General features: G+C 50.4%; 15 protein-coding genes. 3 read left to right on the top strand and 12 right to left on the bottom strand.

Going from position 1 to position 17,229, the window contains the following annotated elements; genetic code table 11:
• Window positions 1–37 precede the first annotated feature (37 nt).
• The 3 genes from acnA to ACEN8E_RS13700 form a co-directional block, all read right to left on the bottom strand.
• Window positions 38–2,716 (bottom strand): aconitate hydratase AcnA, encoded by a 2,679-nt coding sequence (gene acnA / locus ACEN8E_RS13710; RefSeq protein ID WP_495593083.1) that lies wholly within the window; start codon window positions 2,714–2,716, stop codon window positions 38–40.
• Window positions 2,717–2,862: 146 nt separating this feature from the next.
• The gene (locus ACEN8E_RS13705; protein WP_495593082.1) at window positions 2,863–3,774 is read right to left on the bottom strand and encodes a LysR family transcriptional regulator; all 912 of its coding nucleotides are present in this window, start codon (window positions 3,772–3,774) and stop codon (window positions 2,863–2,865) included.
• A gap of 140 nt (window positions 3,775–3,914) precedes the next feature.
• Window positions 3,915–4,490, bottom strand: a complete 576-nt coding sequence (locus ACEN8E_RS13700) for a hypothetical protein (protein ID WP_495593081.1) — start codon at window positions 4,488–4,490, stop codon at window positions 3,915–3,917.
• A gap of 304 nt (window positions 4,491–4,794) precedes the next feature.
• Here ACEN8E_RS13700 and ACEN8E_RS13695 point away from each other — a divergent pair, with 304 nt between their 5' ends.
• Window positions 4,795–5,043 carry a type II toxin-antitoxin system CcdA family antitoxin gene (locus tag ACEN8E_RS13695; RefSeq protein WP_495593080.1) on the top strand — a complete coding sequence of 83 codons (249 nt, stop codon included), beginning with the start codon at window positions 4,795–4,797 and terminating at the stop codon, window positions 5,041–5,043.
• A 530-nt stretch (window positions 5,044–5,573) separates the two neighbouring features.
• Here ACEN8E_RS13695 and ACEN8E_RS13690 read toward each other — a convergent pair.
• The 3 genes from ACEN8E_RS13690 to ACEN8E_RS13680 all read right to left on the bottom strand — a co-directional run bounded on the left by ACEN8E_RS13690 (window position 5,574) and on the right by ACEN8E_RS13680 (window position 7,179).
• Window positions 5,574–5,930, bottom strand: coding sequence for a hypothetical protein (locus ACEN8E_RS13690; protein ID WP_495593079.1), 357 nt, complete (start codon window positions 5,928–5,930; stop codon window positions 5,574–5,576).
• Window positions 5,931–5,979: 49 nt separating this feature from the next.
• Window positions 5,980–6,384: a DUF6957 family protein gene (locus ACEN8E_RS13685; protein ID WP_495593078.1), complete on the bottom strand. Its 405-nt coding sequence runs from the start codon at window positions 6,382–6,384 to the stop codon at window positions 5,980–5,982.
• A gap of 66 nt (window positions 6,385–6,450) precedes the next feature.
• A complete protein-coding gene (locus ACEN8E_RS13680; RefSeq protein ID WP_495593077.1) occupies window positions 6,451–7,179 on the bottom strand; it encodes a metallophosphoesterase family protein in 729 nt (242 codons plus the stop codon).
• Window positions 7,180–7,985: 806 nt separating this feature from the next.
• On the opposite strand from ACEN8E_RS13680, the gene ACEN8E_RS13675 reads away from it, so the two are divergent.
• On the top strand, window positions 7,986–8,453 hold the full coding sequence (locus ACEN8E_RS13675) for a helix-turn-helix domain-containing protein (protein WP_495593076.1): 468 nt from the start codon (window positions 7,986–7,988) through the stop codon (window positions 8,451–8,453).
• A gap of 70 nt (window positions 8,454–8,523) precedes the next feature.
• Here the strand turns inward: ACEN8E_RS13675 and ACEN8E_RS13670 are convergent, their stop codons facing one another.
• Both ACEN8E_RS13670 and ACEN8E_RS13665 read right to left on the bottom strand, forming a co-directional pair.
• On the bottom strand, window positions 8,524–8,700 hold the full coding sequence (locus ACEN8E_RS13670; RefSeq protein WP_495593075.1) for a hypothetical protein: 177 nt from the start codon (window positions 8,698–8,700) through the stop codon (window positions 8,524–8,526).
• Between the two features lie 175 nt (window positions 8,701–8,875).
• Entirely contained in the window at window positions 8,876–9,703 is an 828-nt protein-coding gene (locus ACEN8E_RS13665; RefSeq protein ID WP_495593074.1) for a hypothetical protein, read from the bottom strand.
• A gap of 112 nt (window positions 9,704–9,815) precedes the next feature.
• On the opposite strand from ACEN8E_RS13665, the gene ACEN8E_RS13660 reads away from it, so the two are divergent.
• Window positions 9,816–10,145, top strand: coding sequence for a tyrosine-type recombinase/integrase (locus ACEN8E_RS13660; protein WP_495593073.1), 330 nt, complete (start codon window positions 9,816–9,818; stop codon window positions 10,143–10,145).
• Between the two features lie 1,030 nt (window positions 10,146–11,175).
• Here the strand turns inward: ACEN8E_RS13660 and ACEN8E_RS13655 are convergent.
• The 4 genes from ACEN8E_RS13655 to ACEN8E_RS13640 all read right to left on the bottom strand — a co-directional run bounded on the left by ACEN8E_RS13655 (window position 11,176) and on the right by ACEN8E_RS13640 (window position 16,028).
• A complete protein-coding gene (locus tag ACEN8E_RS13655; protein WP_495593072.1) occupies window positions 11,176–12,195 on the bottom strand; it encodes a hypothetical protein in 1,020 nt (339 codons plus the stop codon).
• Window positions 12,167–12,961, bottom strand: a complete 795-nt coding sequence (locus ACEN8E_RS13650) for a hypothetical protein (protein ID WP_495593071.1) — start codon at window positions 12,959–12,961, stop codon at window positions 12,167–12,169. The genes ACEN8E_RS13655 and ACEN8E_RS13650 overlap by 29 nt, the downstream gene beginning before the upstream one ends.
• A 30-nt stretch (window positions 12,962–12,991) precedes the next feature.
• Entirely contained in the window at window positions 12,992–13,882 is an 891-nt protein-coding gene (locus ACEN8E_RS13645) for a TniB family NTP-binding protein (protein WP_495593070.1), read from the bottom strand.
• A 349-nt stretch (window positions 13,883–14,231) separates the two neighbouring features.
• Entirely contained in the window at window positions 14,232–16,028 is a 1,797-nt protein-coding gene (locus tag ACEN8E_RS13640; protein WP_495593069.1) for a TnsB C-terminal domain-containing protein, read from the bottom strand.
• Between the last annotated feature and the right edge of the window lie 1,201 nt (window positions 16,029–17,229).

Raw genomic sequence — 17,229 nt, 5'->3', positions numbered from 1 at the left:
GCATTTTGTCCGGCCCCTGAGCGAGGCCGGGGTCGAATCAGTGCTGCGTTCGCGCTACCACTTTGCGGATGACGAACGGGAGAACGCCTCCATGCATCAGATAACGAATCTCTTGCAGCGAATCCAAACGGACACTCAGCTCCACATGCTGTTGGCCACCATTGTCACGATGGATAACCAGGGTCACTCGGTTGTCACCTACAGCCAGGTCATCCAGGCCAATGAAATCGAAGCGCTCATCACCCGCAAGATGGAGGTCACTCACTGACTGCCCATTTTTGAATTGCAGTGGAATCACACCCATGCCAATCAGGTTACTGCGGTGGATACGTTCAACGCTTTGCGCCACCACCGCCTTAACTCCGAGCAGAGCCTGAGCTTTCGCCGCCCAGTCACGACTGGAGCCTGCGCCATAGTTGATCCCTGCAAAAACGACCATTGGGGTCTGCTGGGCAGCATAACTTTTGGCTGCCTCATACAGCGGCAGACAGGCACTGTGATCCGCGTTCCAGGCCCATACTCCTAGCCCTGGCTGGTTCTCACCCAGCTGCAGGTTCTTGACCGACTTATTGGTGAAGGCACCACGCAACATGACTTCATGGTTACTGCGGCGGGTGGAGTACTGGTTCAGGTCTGCCGGATCTTCACCGCGTTCGAGCAACCACTGGCCTGCCAGGCTATCTGCCGGAATGGAGTAGGCTGGGGAAATATGGTCGGTGGTCACGTTGTCACCCAGCACCATCAGCGTACGAGCGCCGCTGATCGCCAAGCTCGTTTTAGGTTCGCGAGCGATGTCAGCCAGGTATTGGGGCCGACGCAGGTACGTCGAGTCAGGGCTCCAAGGAAATTGCACGCTGCCCTCTGCCGACAGAGCTTGCCAGTGGTGGGTGCCTTCCCAAACCTTGGCCAGACGCTGCTGGAAGAACTCGGGCTTCACTGCTTTCGCAGCTTGCTCGGCAATCTCTCCGTCCGAAGGCATCAAATCGCGCAAGTACACGGGCTTGCCATCACGATCATTGGCCAGCGGATCAGATTGGAGGTCGATATCAATGGTGCCCGCAATGGCATAAGCCACGCACAAAGCCGGAGAAGCGAGGTATCCCGCTGGGATCTTCGGGTTTACTCTCCCTTCGAAGTTACGGTTACCCGACAGCACCACAACGCCTTTGAGGCCTTGATCTGCGAACCGATCTACATGCTCTTCAAGCGAGCCCGAGTTACCGATGCAGGTCATGCATCCGAAACCTGCCAGATCGAATCCCAGCGCCGAGAAATCCTCAAGCAGGTTTGCCTCCGCCAGATAGTCCGCAACGACGCGAGAGCCTGGAGACAAGGAAGTTTTTACCCAGGGCTTGCTCTGAACGCCCAGCTCGCGAGCTTTGCGGGCCAGCAAGCCAGCCTGGATCATCTGCGCGGGATTCGCGGTGTTTGTGCAACTGGTTATCGCCGACATCACCACCGCGCCATGAGTGATCGGCTGGCCGAAAGATGGTTCGAAAAAGCTTTGCTGCGTAGGAGCCGTGATCAACTTTCCTTCACCCATCACTTCCCGATGGAATGAAGCGGCAGCATTCGAAAGCTTCTGACGCTGATGCGGTTGGTGAGGGCCTGCGACACTGGGTTCAATCGCAGCCAGATCCAGATCGATCAGCTCATCAAACTCCGGCTCGGCGAACTCATCGCGACGCCAGAGAGGCTGAGCGCTCATGTAGCTGGTGACTTTCCGGCAAAGCTCCGGCGACCGGCCGCTGAGCTCCAGATACGAAAGGGTTTCGATGTCGAACGGGAAGAACACCACGGTCGCGCCGTATTCGGGCGCCATGTTGGAGACAGTGCCGCGTGCGGCCCAGCTCAGGCCGGAAAGCCCAGGGCCAGTGAACTCCACGAACTTACCGACGACTGAACGCTTGCGCAGGATTTCCGCCACATGCAATGACAGGTCGGTAGCAGTCACCCCGGGACACAGCGCATTGGTGACGCGGATACCGACAACCTTTGGAAAGCTGATTGGCACCGGTTCGCCAACCATGGCTGCCTGCCCTTCCAGACCACCGACACCCCAGCCCAGCACACCGATGGCGTTGATCATGGGAGTGTGGCTGTCGGTCGCCACCATATCGTCGGGATGCAGCAGCCGCTTGCCATCCTCGGTGGTGCTTTCCCACACCACTTGTGCCAAGGCTTCCATGTTCATCTGGTGAATGATGCCGGTGCCAGGAGGAATCACGCCGAAATTGGTCAGGCTCTTCTGAGCCCATTTGATGAAGCGGTAGCGCTCGCTGTTGCGGCGAAAATCAATGTCCAGATTCTGCTCGACCGCATCCGATTCGGCGTAGTGCTCAACGATTACGGAATGGTCAATCGCCAACACCGCTGGAATCAGCGGATTCATGGTTTTTGGATCGCCTCCCAGCTCAGCTACAACATCGCGCATACCAGCAAAGTCAGCCAACGCAGGCAGACAGGTGGTGTCATGGAACATCAATCGATTAGGCTGAAATGGCACTTCACAGTCAGGGCCTTGACCAGTGGCACGAGCCAGCACAGACGGCAATGCTTCAGGGGAGCAACGCGCTACGTTCTCCAGCAGAATTCGGATCGAATAAGGAAGTTTCGATACCTGTGCGGAGGAAAGCATCTTGGTCAGATCAACATAGGCAAATTGCTCTTCGTCGATCACCAGATGATTGATGAGGTCGTAGGCAGTCTCGGTCATTCTCGTATCGCTCAGGCTTTTTATAATGGTCGCGGGATTCGGGGGCTAGCCGATCTATACCGCTGATGAGCCGATACTAGGACTACTTCAGACTGGTGAAAATTGATGAATCGCCATAGCAGCGTTCTCCAAAGGAGAACGCTCAATTAGTCCTCTGTTAGCCTCAAATTGTCGATGAGAGTTTTGAGTGTGGATGAGGCCGTGTCGTATCTTTTGACGACTAACTGCAACGATCTGCGGGCCCAAGGCTCGTCCAGCGTCACCGCTTTCAACTTGTGGCTGCGCAGGTATTGGTTGATTACGCTACGTGGCAGGACGGCCAGCCCCAGCCCCGCAGAGACCATCCGACACATGCAGTCGAAGCTGCTGATCCTGATTCTAAGCTTGAGCGCCATGCCCAGTTTCTCAGCCTCGGTGGTCAGCAACGTGTGCATCGAGCTTTCAAGATGGGGCCCGACAAATTCGTGCTCCAGCACTTCCTTGAAGCGGATGGTCTTACGTCCCGCGAGCACATGCCCAGCGGGTACAACTAACGTCAGTTCATCATTGCGATACGGTATTGCTTCTAACCCTTGAGCAGGTGTCTGACTGGCAATGATGCCAAGATCTGCTCGGCCATCCGCAACCGCCCGAATGACCGCAGACCCGACTCGTTCCTCGATGTCGAACTTGATTTGCGGATAAAGCGAAACGAAGTCGGCGATGTCCTGAGGAAGGAACTGAGAAAGAGCGGAGGTGATCGCATGTATACGCAGATGACCTTTGACCCCCGCTGTATAGTCGCCAAGTTCTTGGTCAAGCTGCGAAAGCGTCTGCCTCACCTGCCGCGCATAGAAAAGCAGTGATTGTCCCGCCGGGGTGAGATCCACTCCTCGGGCGTTACGCACCAAGAGCGGCGATCCAACCTGGTTTTCGAGTTCAGATACGCGCTTGCTGATCGCAGAGACCGCCAAGTGTTTCATGCGGCCCACTCGCGTCAAGTTCCTCTCTTCCGCGACAGTGATGAAAATATCTAAGCTGGTCAGGTCATAACGCACGGCGGATTCCTTGATACCCATCGGAATGATCTACGGCTGCACGATACAACCGGAGAACAGGCTGATGGTAACTGTCGTTGGATGTCTATGGCTAACGGCAGAAAGAAACCCTGGGCTGAACGTCGAAATACGATCGCTCTGACCATGCTTATACCCTAATTTTATTTACTGATTGTGGGGCTCGGCTTTGTTGCCAAAAAAACCGCAGTCCATAGCTGTTCCGCCAACCACTGAGCTTCACTTCGGCTAAAGCTCCAGCCAACCCAACCAAAACACATTAAGACGTATTGGCCGTCTAGTCTGATCTGAAAATCATAAATAGGCTCATCACCGTCGTTAAATCCTATCGCCGGTTCGGGATCGAGCAGGGCTCCTTCCACCGAGAAATTTCCACCAGTCATCATAACTTGGAGCAGATCCGATCTTTCCTGAGATCCGAAAGACTCATGGCGCTCGATGAGAGCGCTCCAATGGTCATGAGTTGTTTGGATATTAGACTTATCCAGCTTTGGATAATTGTGATCAACCGAGCTGAGTACTGCTTTGATTAGACCAGACGCAACCTCGTAAGCTTGCTGTGTGGTGAAGCATGCTTTGAAGTGGTGAAGGGTTACACGTATGAGTCGAGACGGAGTGAGTTTGACCGTCGCACGATAATGATCGTCTGTTCCCAGAAAAGTGAAAAAAACAGAGGACTTGAAGGTAAGGCGGGATTTCAAACGGTCGTTGTCGCTCATAGCACTCTCGAAAAATTGGCTTACTAAATGCCAATCGGCTCAACTCCTACGAACCTTTAACAGGCTCCAAAAATTTTATTGAGCACGTCAGCCTGAGGGATGAGTCGAAATTGACCAAGCTCTTCTGAGATTGAACCAAAAAACTACTTTCAATGTGCCATCAGCAGTAAAGCAATCGCTTCTTCGCGTAAGCGGCTAGCCGTGCGGGCTGGAATGTTGCAATCAGGAACGGTCTTAATGGCCATATAAAATGGGGTGTTTGCTTAAGTGTAAGCTTGGTTGTCGCGGCTGAGGACGCAACACCATGCAGAGTGAGGAGGAAATTCAATTTGAGCTGGCTCTGGCCGAGGCACTGAGGAAGAAGCAGTGCGAGCAATGGCTGGCAGAGAACAGCGAGGCCGTAAAGCCCACGGCGTTTTTAGCGACGACGTACGGAGCTTCTGATGCCTATCTCTCGCTACGTGGCTGTTTTTCGGCCTGCAACAACGGGCCTCAGATGAATATCGGGGGTTTCATCTCCCACCTGGAGACGCGGGCCGAATCAGCTGGCTGAAACGAATATCGAGGGTTTGATCTCTCGCCTCCAGGGCTGCTGCGACCCGCAACACCTAGTCTCAGAGGAATATCGGGAGTTTCATCTCCCACCTGGGGACGCGAGCGAATCAGCTGGCTGATACGAATATCGAGGGTTTTGTCTCTCAGCTCCAGGGCTGCTGCGACCCGCAACACCGGGTCTCAGACGAATATCGGGAGTTTCATCTCCCACCTGGAGACGCGAGCGAATCAGCTGGCTGATACGAATATCGAGGTTTTTGTCTCTCAGCTCCAGGGCTGCTGCGACGCGCAACACCGGGTCTCAGACGAATATTGGGGGTTTCATCTCTCACCCGGTGGCGCGGGCGAATCTGCCTGGCTGAAACGAATATCGAGGTTTTTATCTCTCGGACGCGAGGCTGCTGTTAGCAACACAACAACCAGTTACAGGCGCTTTGGTGTGCGCGTGATAGCTGATGAAAATCACAAGATAGAGCCGACCAAATGAAGGGCTCCGAATTGCGGCTTCGGAGCTCCTTGACTGAATACTCAGATACGCTCGCCGGTGCGCAAAAACTTAAGAAAACTCACCCGCCCGACACCCCGCAGAAAGCTGCCAATTACGTAATTGCCGTCTCGTGTTTCAAGCAGCCAGAAACGCCCTTCTTTCCGTACGGTGTGAATTTTTCCTGTGCGAAGGATGGCGCCATCTGCTTTGCGGTATCCCTCGTGTTTCTCTGCGTGGTCAAAAGAAACACCTGCACATGTATCCTCAGCGATGAAAGCATCACTAAGGAAAGCTGTAATAGGCACGCTGTATTTTCGATGGCTTGCTCGCACCAAGCGACTCAGTTGAAAGTCACTCACATCCTTACCGTGGATCTCCACTGCAATTTCTTCAGGCATCCGGCCAAAGCTCCAAAACTATTCAAGATGTGTTTTACCGCGTCAACGCTCACCCGGCGGACATCGAAAACGCGGCAGCTAAGCTTGCTTCTTTTCTTTGGCCTGCTGCAAGGAGCAGGTACACCGTATTTTTGGTTTCAAACATGCAGCCTTCGGTGAGGGATTTTCCGAAGTTGCTGCGCACCCACATGCCTGGTTGGAAGCGGCCTCTGCTGTCCAACACTATCTCGTGGGCGAATAACGTGGCGGGCAACAGTCCGAGAGTCGTCAGCTTTTCCGCCTCCTCAGATGTCACTGTGAGGTCGATCAAGATCCACTGCCGAACGACGCAGAATGCTTTGTCAGGGAATACCTTTGCCGCCAAGGAAATCAGGTCTTCCTGAGAGCCTTCCCAACCATGAACCTCTTCCCCTGTGCCGTAAAACAGTTGCGAGATTTCTTCCAACGTCACCATCAAAAAAACTCCATCTCGTCGAGCGTGGCCATCCACGTGAGCTTGCCCATTGACCGATCACCAGCATCAAATCTCGATCAAAAAATCAGGATTGAAACCAGTGTGCTGCCCTGGGTAACCGCGAGGATTTGAAACCACATGGCATCCACATTTGGTGAAGCTTGCTGCTACGTGAGTGTGCCCATATACCCATAGATCGGTGTTACCCAGAAGCTCAGGCCAGTCATTGGCGTAGGCTGCGTCTAGGTGTTCGGGAAGATCATCAGCAACCTGATCCAACACGGGAGCGTGATGCGTAACTACAACGGTTTTGCCGTCGAAGGACTTGGCCAGTTCTTCAGAAAGCCAGGCATAGGCTGTCTTTGATTTAGTGATCAAGTCATCCGGACGCAAGCGCCTAAAATTTGCATCAGTTCTGATAACGGTGAAATCGTTCATCCATTCCCAAGCAATACGTTTCGCGGCGACGACATCTCCGGTAGACGAGTAATCTGTCCACGCTGTCGTGACCAAAAACCTAGTTTGGTTCAGGATCAAGACTTCGTTTTCAAGGACGTGGACATGTGGCGCTGCCGCGCCCTTCATCTTCCGCAGCGTGTGATCAATGTGGCCACCGTAAAACTCGTGATTGCCACACACGTAGATCACAGGGCACTGGAACACCTCGTTCGCCCATTGCACGCCGCGCGTTTTGACATCAATGTCACCGGCGAGGATGACTACGTCAGCGTCGCTCGAGCCAGGCTCGAACGGTGCGAACTCATTGTGCAGGTCTGAAAAGATTCGTAACTTCATTGGAATCGCCGTGTTGGTCAGTCTTAAGCTGATTCCGAAACTGATGAAGGTGCAATTTTCGTGTCTTCGTAAATCGTCCGAACGCCGGTGAGTGAACCTACGTCGAGGCTACCTCGAGCGCTGCTGTAAACAGATCCGCCCGCAACCTTATGAAGCAAGATGCACTCACCGCGTTGGTCGTAACCAATGACCAGGCTCACTAGCTTCTCCATGCGGTCTGAGTTACTCCCGTTCAGCTGAGGTGCAGTCACTACCTGAACCTCCTCTACCAAGAAGGTTGGGCCCTGCTGTACCAGTAGGTCAGACAGCAATGAAGCATCTGTTGGCATCACCTTTTTAGTGCGCTGCCTGTCCCCCTCAGTGACCCGGAGGATGACGTGATACCAAGGATCCATTGATTCCCGCTCAATCATTCGCCACGCGGTTCGTCCTGGCCCAGGGAAACCAGGTTGGCCCACCAAACATGACTCGTGTGAAATAAACATTTTTAGATACCCGCCTGTGGTACGCGCATGAGCAGCACCCCTCTTAAATTGTTGCTTCCTTGCTTCTGGAAAATCAGATCGCCGTTTCCTTGGTCATGGGAAATTCCTTCGTTTACTGGATTTCATCGCGTCAATACATCCAATATGTTCACGATCCTCGCGAACCCGAATTTTTGGTGTCGGGCTCTGCGGGGCGCCAGGACGCGAGTAGTTCGTTCAGTTCAGAGAGCCTCTGCATTCAACTGTCCAGAATAATAACACCAATCGACGTTTATCTAAACACCTCAAGTGTGGCCCTATCCTCGCTTTTTAGGGACAATCATGTCGCTCAAGAAAGAGATCGCCGCAACGATCCGGGTAACCCGGTCGGTGCGTGGGCTGGCATACGAAGACTTGGCGTCTGTCACTGCGCGTACGAACGTGAGTGCGCTTGAGCGTGGGAAGATCAACATCACCGTTGATAAGTTGATCGAGTTATCCACGTCTCTGAAGCTTGACCCTGTGACCCTCCTAGCCATTAGCATCTCTTTGAGCAATGGCGAGACCCCCGAAGCAGCTTTGGAGCGAGCCCGCGTCGAGCTAGATCGTTTCCGATCAGAAGGAGGTTTGGATCTTCTTGCAGCGCAGATTGTTGACGACACTCTAGTCCAGCGCTCCCGAGGGAAACCGGAAGGTTCCAAAAATGCGCAAGCTATTCAAGAGCTCAAGGCGGCAGGATTTAGCCGAAAGGATGTGATGGAAAAGCTCGGGCTATCCAGGTCGACGGTGTATGGGCATTGGAAGGCTTAAGGCAAGCAGCATCGACCTGCCTCCTTGCTACTTTATGAAGCAATGGCGATCAGCGCCCACAGAAACGCACTCAACATACTCCCTGCCGAGAAATTGCGGCTTGTTTTCGTGGTGTTCTGTTCGCCAACTGCTGAAGCAATCCCGCAATATCAGCCGAAGCGAACATTTCATTCAGGCGCTCATGGGCGTGCTTCGGGCTTGGCTGGCCAGGAAGCCAAATAGCTCTAGCTATGTCTGCATTTTTCATTAAGCCTCTCCTTTATTGTTGGCCGGAGCTTGGGCCCGTTTCGGGCCGCGTGCAAAGATCTGGAGCAGCAAGCCCTTCGCCTGAAGGAGCTGGTCGGCAGCTTCCGGATCTAATCCCGGCTGAACGAAAACGCCCCCTCTTAGGGGCGTTTTTTTGGGTACAGATCACGAAACGCTTATGGCGCGTTTGCCGTCATAAACGGCGCGTAGGCGTCTTTGATGGCTTCCACACTCTTGTCGCAGTTGTTATCACCGCATGTCAGGGGTAGATCCGGCATGGTGATCGCCGAGTCTGGAGAGCGCATGCCGAACATATTATGGTGATTCATGAATACTTCCGTGGTGCCATCCATGATGATGAACCAACAGTAGTTTTCGGCCTTCTCGCCTAGTTGGCGAGAAGCGCATGCGGTGGCGACCAAGGAATCATCGGTGGAAAAATCCAGGTTGAACTTGCCATCGGGGGCCGTCTGCGCCGTTATGTGGGTCTTCGGCAGGGCATTGGCGTACGCCTGGGCATTGGTCTTGAGTAGCAGGTCATTGTAGGCCGCAATCCGCCCCGGAATTGTCGCGTTCAAAATATGAACGGCCTTGACAAGTTCACTCAATGGCTCGTCTTTTCCAATTTTTTTTACCGCATCAACGGCATTAGTTGAAGCTTTGTCCCTGGCTTCAAACACCGGTACCAGTTCTGCGACATCCTTGCCAATCTTTTGATAGATGCTCGGCAGCAGCTCCTGGAACTGCTGATAGGTGTAAAAGGACACGATGACCCCACCGAGGGGCACGCTCTCGCCACCACGGGTGACGATGAAGATCTGTCCGCGAAAGTTCTTTTTCGTCACCATGGGGCTGGGGGGAGTACTGCTACGGTCGGTAAACCTGCCGAGCAGGTCGCCATCCTTGTTGAGCAGGTTGTCATCTATCTTCAGGTACAGGAGCACTGTGGTTGCGCCAAAGAGCACCATCAGTGTGCCAAATATGAACAGCAGAGCGTTTTTCATCGCTTCAATCCCCCAGCGTGAGCTGATTGAAGCCTAGCCAAGGATTTTCAAAGCCGAGAAATTACGTCGCCATTGTAAGATGTGGCGATGCTCGCTGAGAGAGGTATTTTTTGTGGTCAACACCTATAGTTCTGGTGTGATTGTGCACGGGCCCGTGTTTAGAAAAGTCGATCGCTGGGGCAATCTTGCTAAAGGCGGCATCAACTCGAACAGCCTGATCCCCCTGCTTCGCCGTATCCTCAACTCGGCCGACCTCTATAGCAGTCACTCGATGCGCCGGGGCTTTGCGACCTGGGCATCAGCAAACGGATGGGACATCAAATCGCTGATGAGCTATGTAGGATGGAAAGATGTGAAATCAGCACTGCGCTACGTAGATGCAGGTTCGTCGTTCGGAGGGCTTGCGATTCGAGCGCAAGCGCCAGAAATGGAGCGTCTTTAAGAAGCTGTTTGTCGAATTTTTCGATGGCGTGCCGGTATTTGCTGATGAATGCAGGAAAGGTGCGCCTGGAATGTGGGGAATGGTCGCAGCGAGATGCTGGCGGCGGCTAAGAACATAGCGAAATCGGATTATCTGGGTGTTCTAGATCAATTGGCCGCTCTTAAAAACCAGTGGGTGCTAAAGTCGACCAGAAACAGGCCGCTACTATAGACCACCCAAAAGAGAGGAACCGCTCGAGTCCCATACCTTCCCGCGGCGGACATTTTTCTTCATCCTCAATCCGTGGATTCCCCGGACAAGCAAGGGCCCCAGGAAGTAATCGCCAGACTGTTATCCGAGTAAAATATCGACAGTGGTCTGTGGCAGCCAATAGAAAGCATCCTTTAGTACAGCCATATCGCCGACTAATGCTGGATCTATAGTTAAGTAATATTGAGATTCCCGCCGAGACAGATCCCTGAAATACTCAGGGCATCACCATGTAAGCAGTCCAAGGAACTCCTGCTCCATGCTTCTTTTCATCGAGTGTTAAGCTGGTTCATTCGCGTAACCGTGGCCGACAGGATTCTTAAAAGCGCTTCCAAACTGATGCTATAGGGATCGTTAATCAAAGCTAACTCATCACGCCCCCAATCAAACAAACAACGTAGAAGGCGGTTCTGAAACACCTGTTCGTCGATCAAATTCAACTTTCGCATGTACCTCCAGTTGAGGGAGGCACATACTCGATCTGCATCTGGATACCGGTTCGAAAAATTTGGATCTGCCGGCATAATGCCGGAAAAATTCATGGCCATCCAAGTTATTGTTGAAGGCCATGAAGACCTTCCTAACTCCTGTCCTCGAAGGTTGAACAATGCTCGTTGGTAGAGATCAACACCCGGATAGCCGAACGATGCCGAATAAGTAAGGATGTGTCTGGTTCTCGCGTTTCCTACAAAACACAGGGTCACTTGGCGTGTGTCGAAACTCCTTGGTAATCTGACGCGGATCGATGTCGTTAAATAAACAGGAAATAGATACGTCAGCATCATTCGCTTCCGCATCGCGCTTGAACGCCCATATCTGATGTGCCGAGGAGACTGGTCTCATACAACTCCAACTGCTGATGGAACCACCTACCTAGCCGCGAATTTTTTTCGATGGTATGCCATATCTGCACGCGATCAGTGACCATATAATAGTCCCTCCCCCTCGCAGTTTTAGCTTCGCCGGGATCGATCCAACCGAGCAACAACCCACTCAGATACAGTGCCCTTGCTCTCGCACTGCACGATACCCTGTAAATCTCGAAATAAAATTTCACATAGAAGCTTTGGCCATGCTTTGGAAAACAATCAGGGCCGCCCCATCCTGACATATCAACATTGCAGTACGAAGCGTGGAAGCAAGGTAGAAGCATCACCCGCATGAGAGTTAGCATGAAATTGTCCAGTTGCTGGGCCACTTCGGGATGGGGTGCCCGTTGCCGGAGATCCATGTACCGCCGCTGCACTTCCCAGGACAGTGTCAGCAACTCTGAATCAGCTTCACATGCCAGATCATATTGGTCGAAAATCCTTACTCTATTATGGTGCGACATAAAAAGCCGGAGTCCGAAATCTTTGTTAGTGCAATATTCCTCAGGTGCGTCTCGTAATAGAACTCGGTGCGCAGAACAAAAAGGTTGAAGGAGATACCGCCATTCCAACTTGCACACAAAGCTGCGGGTAGTTTTCAACCCTTCCTCCATGCATGTATAACAATAAGAGCGCCGATATTGAATCGGGACTAACGGTCGCTCGCAAGGGCTGAATTTTTCGGCCAAGCGATCTCTCGATATACCGTGGCGGTTGATGAAAAATGGTAACTCCATGTTAGTTTCCAAAAAATCGGGATCGTCTGCCACTGAAAGCATTTTATCAGTCCCCGCCTGGCCGCCATCAAACCTCCCAATGCAACTCACTTTGTCAGGTCTATTACGCTCTCCCAGCAAAGCAATTCGATACATCCAGGACGACAGACTTTCCCCCTCTGAAACTTCAGGAATAGACATTTGATTGAATTTCAAACTTGATATCCTCTCTTGATACACATCTATCAATAATCTCCTGCGCGCCCTTCCCAAATAGAACGCCGAGCACATAAAGATCCTGAAGAACATCGATTACGTGATCAATCTCAAATTCCACTTCCTTGCAGAGGGTTAAAACTGATCTGTTCATGGGGACTTTTAAGCGAAATTTACTGTTATTCCAACGCCAAAAAGATTCTATAATTTCAGAGCAGCTCGAAATATTAAGTTGACGCGCCAGTGTTACTTGGAGAAACCTTGAGCTACTGATCATTATCTGAGATTGTAACTCTGTTGATCGCGTTGAGAGAATAAAGCAGAACCGCCCACGACACTCAGTCATTTTTTTTATATGATTTACGACATGCAGTAAGCCCCTGCCATTTTCCACAAACACATCCAGATCATCGATGACGATCATTCTCCTGGCAGTAAGAAATGAATACTCTGCTAAGTATGCTGGAACGTCTTTCTGGGAAACGAAAGGCTCTAAATATAAAAGGGCAGCACAGACTCTATCTATCAAAGTTACATCATATTCATATAGACTATGCGTCACGGTAACCCCAGAAAAAAATGGGTAGGACACCATAACTCTTAAAAAAGTCGTAATGCCGCTTCCTGCAGGGCCGTCAATTAGTATTACTTGGCCACCCTCTTCGTCCTCAATAAACTTTAGCATTTGAGAAAACGCGACGCGCCAAGTCTCGCTAACATACTGGAAGCCGTGACGGCCTTCCAGTATAGTGCGAGCAACTTCCATAGAATGCTCTAGCTTCAAAATATACTCTCTCTATGCTTCAGCATCTTGGGCTCGCAGGGCGAAGCTGAAGTCGTCCATGATCGATTCGATATTATCGATATGAGAATGAGTAATGTGCTCGCTCCCGTCGATGATCGCTGCCATCGCTGCGGTCTGGAGAATCTTCACAATGTTGTCAGTCAGCCCCAAGCCTTTATCCATAATTTTCAAATACAGGATCTGGTCTTTCAGATTTGTTGCCCTCTTCAAAGGCAGTCGATGGATGTAGCTTGCAACGAAATTTCGGAACTCGGGGCCGTTTTCCCATCTGGAAAAGTATTTGACCGCATAGCGCCGCTCCAATTGCGGGTCGCGACGAAGAACTTCCGCAGCATCTTCTACACCGAATGCGAAAACCGACAGCCCATAAATCTCACTAGAGAGATTTTTCAAAAGTGATAAGTTCGCTCTTTGCTGTGCGGGCGTCAAAGTCAAGGCGTCATGCACTTCATCGATAACAATACCTCTAATGTTTTGCGATTGGATCCTGTTTTGTAGTTGTGGCGTTAGATTACCACCTTGGCGTGCATTCTTGCCGACCCCAAGTCCCATCGCAACAAGTATCAGATCGCGCAAACTATAATTATTTGGGTTTTGTTGCATGGTCACAAATATCAACTTATCACTAGAATTTAGGTTGCGCTCTTTAAGTTGATTCACAATAGCGGATTTGCCCGTACCACCTGCTGCAGCGATGATCATGCACGGTGCTACGATCCTGTTTTTCATTTTCATCGAGAATTGGATCTGGTTGATAACTCGCTCCGCTGCAGGGTACTGCACCCAGAAATCGTTAGAACACGCGATCATTCGATCCTCGTCGGAAAGTTCAAAATACTGCTGACCAGCCGCATGCACGTGCGGATAAATAACTTCGCTCACAATAGATCTTCCATTTAAGTATAGATTTTAATTTTAATTGAACATCAAGCCGATCTCTCTTGCATAGTATCTGACATAGCAGCGCACAAAAAAGAAAGCTCAAACAAGCAAGATCCTCTTCTTTCGATGCGGATCGCTCGGACAGCGAATAAGGTCAACACTATATTCTTCTGTTATTAGATCACCCCTATTTCAAGGCGTAGACAATATTAGCCCGTGCTCGCACAACTAAATCATGCAAGTTGTTGATGTAATTGTTTATACCATTTATGATGCTAATATTAATTAGCTTATATCAATACTCAAAGCAATTGTCCGGCCCGGAATACTCAAGTTGGACTTTCTTGTCTCACCACCGAATCGGGGTGCTGTCGTAGATAACCGGGGACTCATCATCGCAAGCAATTTGCTGCTTACGCTGCAAGAACGATGTGACATCATAAACATTCGACTTTGTCTTCGTGGTAACTTTCCCAGACTTCGGCTGTGGTCTGGGGTTGCTGGAAGTATGGGATTTTTCCGATTCAGTTGTTTTGTCGGAATTGGTTGCAGCAGAGCCAGATTTAGCGTTTTGCTTTCTGTAGTCCTCCAGTCCTTTCTCACGCTTTTTCCTCGATTTCTCTTGGCGCGTAAGCTTGGATTCATCTTTGGCAGCTTGGTGAAATTTCCCGGCCGACTGTGCTCCTGCTGTGCTCATGGTTCCATCTCGCTCTCCTCTCTGTTGACGCTGCCAACGATAAGTTTCTAAATCGGTGCTCCTGTTAAATTTGTTCCTTACACATGGAATTTTCTCCCATTTATCATCAAGCTTAACCATTACATAGCTCATATCGTAAGGGTCATATTTGACTAAAACCTTTTGTCGAACTTTACCCTTCAAGGCCGATGAGGAATATTGTCTACGAAACATACCGATCCCATCAGGGGTGATTTCCTTATCTGAGACTTCAGGATAAAAAGTATACTTAAAATTCTCATGCTGAGCTTCTGACAGGAGTCTATAGGCTGGATGCTTTTCGTAATGTTTGTTCCAAGCTTGGCTAGGACTCTGATCTAATGCTGAGTGCTTCGTCTCATGATAAGCATGTATCGCATATACCATCATCTGACGAAGCCTTGTTAGCGTTATGCTGGCAGTTTTCTCACTGCAAAGTGACTTGCGTTGAACCGTGTTCGAACCAGTACTACCAGGTAGTTGGTGGATCAAGTGGATCATCTGTTTGCCAATCAGGCTTTCAATGTGCCCACCCTGATGCTTCTTTCCGATCATCCTATGCTCAACCGTGATACCGAAGCCTTTCGCATTAAGAACGAAAACGTCCGACGTGAACTCCTTCGCATTGTCGGTATGGATTGTCTCCGGCAACCCATGCATGGGCCACAAATACGCCTGTAATCCCCACCTTTCCAGCACTTCATCTTTCGGCAGGACGCAATTCTCCAATAACATGGCGACTGTCACAGCACTGGGAGGCAGGAAGGACAGGTAGAAACCGAGAATTACGCGGGTATGGATACAGATTGCCAAGCTGATGTAGGGCCGGCCAATGATTTTTGTCCGATCTTCTTCATCGACCAACAGCATATCCATGACTGTATGGTCAATCTGTACCCATTCCAAAGGGCGTTTCGTTACCTTGTAGCCGGGACGAAGCTCAAAACGCTGAACAGCCGCTTCCTTCCCGTGCTTCATCTTGTAGAGAAGCTTATACGGTTGCTTTTGAATCCATCGTTTGACCGTATGGTAGCTCGGTCGCAAAATTTGTCGGTTGTCTCCCTCGGTCTGACAAGCTTTCCAGACCGCGGAATAGGTTCTGGCCTTCGGGTAGTGCTCAAGGAACATGTCCTCGATGAGTTTCTCCACGTCACTACGGATCGTATTTGCGCCGAATTTTCTTCCGCTTCGGTCAGATACAATGGCGCGGTAACTGAGCGCCCCCCTCGTCCGTTTGAGCAATTTGTAAAACTGTGACCGGCTAATCGAAAGGATTTCTAGAGCCTGTTGTAGTTCAAGTGAGCCCGCTTTGAAATCTCGAATGACCGTGTAACGATTGTTCGCCAACTCATGTCGTGCTATATCTGAGTCGAGGCTTCGTGAGTTCAAAGGCGGTGTTTCATGTAGCTTTGCGCTTTGGGATTCGTTCATTAACTTCCCTTCCACTATTTACTCGACGTGGCACGTCATATTACTCCGAAGAGCAACAAGCGAGCGCACATCTGAGTCTGTACTTAGTTTTTAAAGAGCAAGGATTGCAGCTAAAAGCAGCACGTCACCGTCTACTAATTCTGGTATCTAAGGGCTAATAGTGTCTAACCGAAGACCTATATATTCGACCTGAGCGGTACCCCCCTCGAATTTGAGCGTCGCCTGGCTTGTGATTTGTGGCCTTTGAAGTTTCTACTCAAGGTTTTTCCTCCTCATTTGAATAATCTCTCTTTTCTGGCAAAGGGTATAATTTCCCTGCCAGCGATTCGAAGTCGAATGCATTTTCGTATTCAAGAAAATTAACTCATACAGAGTTCCTCTGAAGTCTTGGGTCTCGTACATCGGTCTGTTCTCATGTCGTGAAAGCCAATCTAGTAAAACTTTCGATAGCTCGACTTGTCAACCTTGACTTGCCGATCAAGATTCGGCCGTTATAGATTTTTAATCTTTATGTATGTATTGACTTAAAAGGCAATTTATTCAAATTGTTTTAAGGCGCCAAGCCCCGTAACCCGGGGCTTCTCGGATTTTTTGTTCTGCTTTCAACTCGAATACACTCATCTATGACGACGATCCGATTATGACTTCCGTTTTAAAAATTTGCGGGATTAGGGATCGTAACCTGGCAAACAAATCGAAAAGTTCTATGTGATTTTATTTTCGCGATATATTTCAGAGTCCACAGGAATATTTACATACAAATTGACAAATCTAAGGCTGTAACTCGCCTGAACCGCGCCAATCATTTATTGTTTAATGACATCAAAGGATGGAAAACTAATTTGATAAAGTGACATCGAAGGAGAGAGAACAATTTTGATAAAATGACGCAGTTACCTCGACGGCTCAGGCACGCACCCAGATTGTTGGTACACGGAAATCGGCGCGAATAGGAGCTGCTGGACTGACTATCCTGATCAAGGTGAACCTTCCCGATCGGCTGGGCTTACGCCTCCACGCGGCCCTGAGAAGCGCATGAATGTCCAAAATCGCTAGTTGCTTGTGATTTCGCTGACTATTCCTTGACGGTAACAGGTCGAGCATCACTGACGCCGGATTTTCCACGTAGCTGCCGATATTAATAGGAATGCAGACTTCAAAGCGCATTAACCTTGAACGATTGTGGCCAACGCGCTCGTCA

Source organism: Pseudomonas sp. Pseusp9, from assembly GCF_059491265.1.
This window is presented reverse-complemented; position numbering and strand designations above follow the sequence as displayed.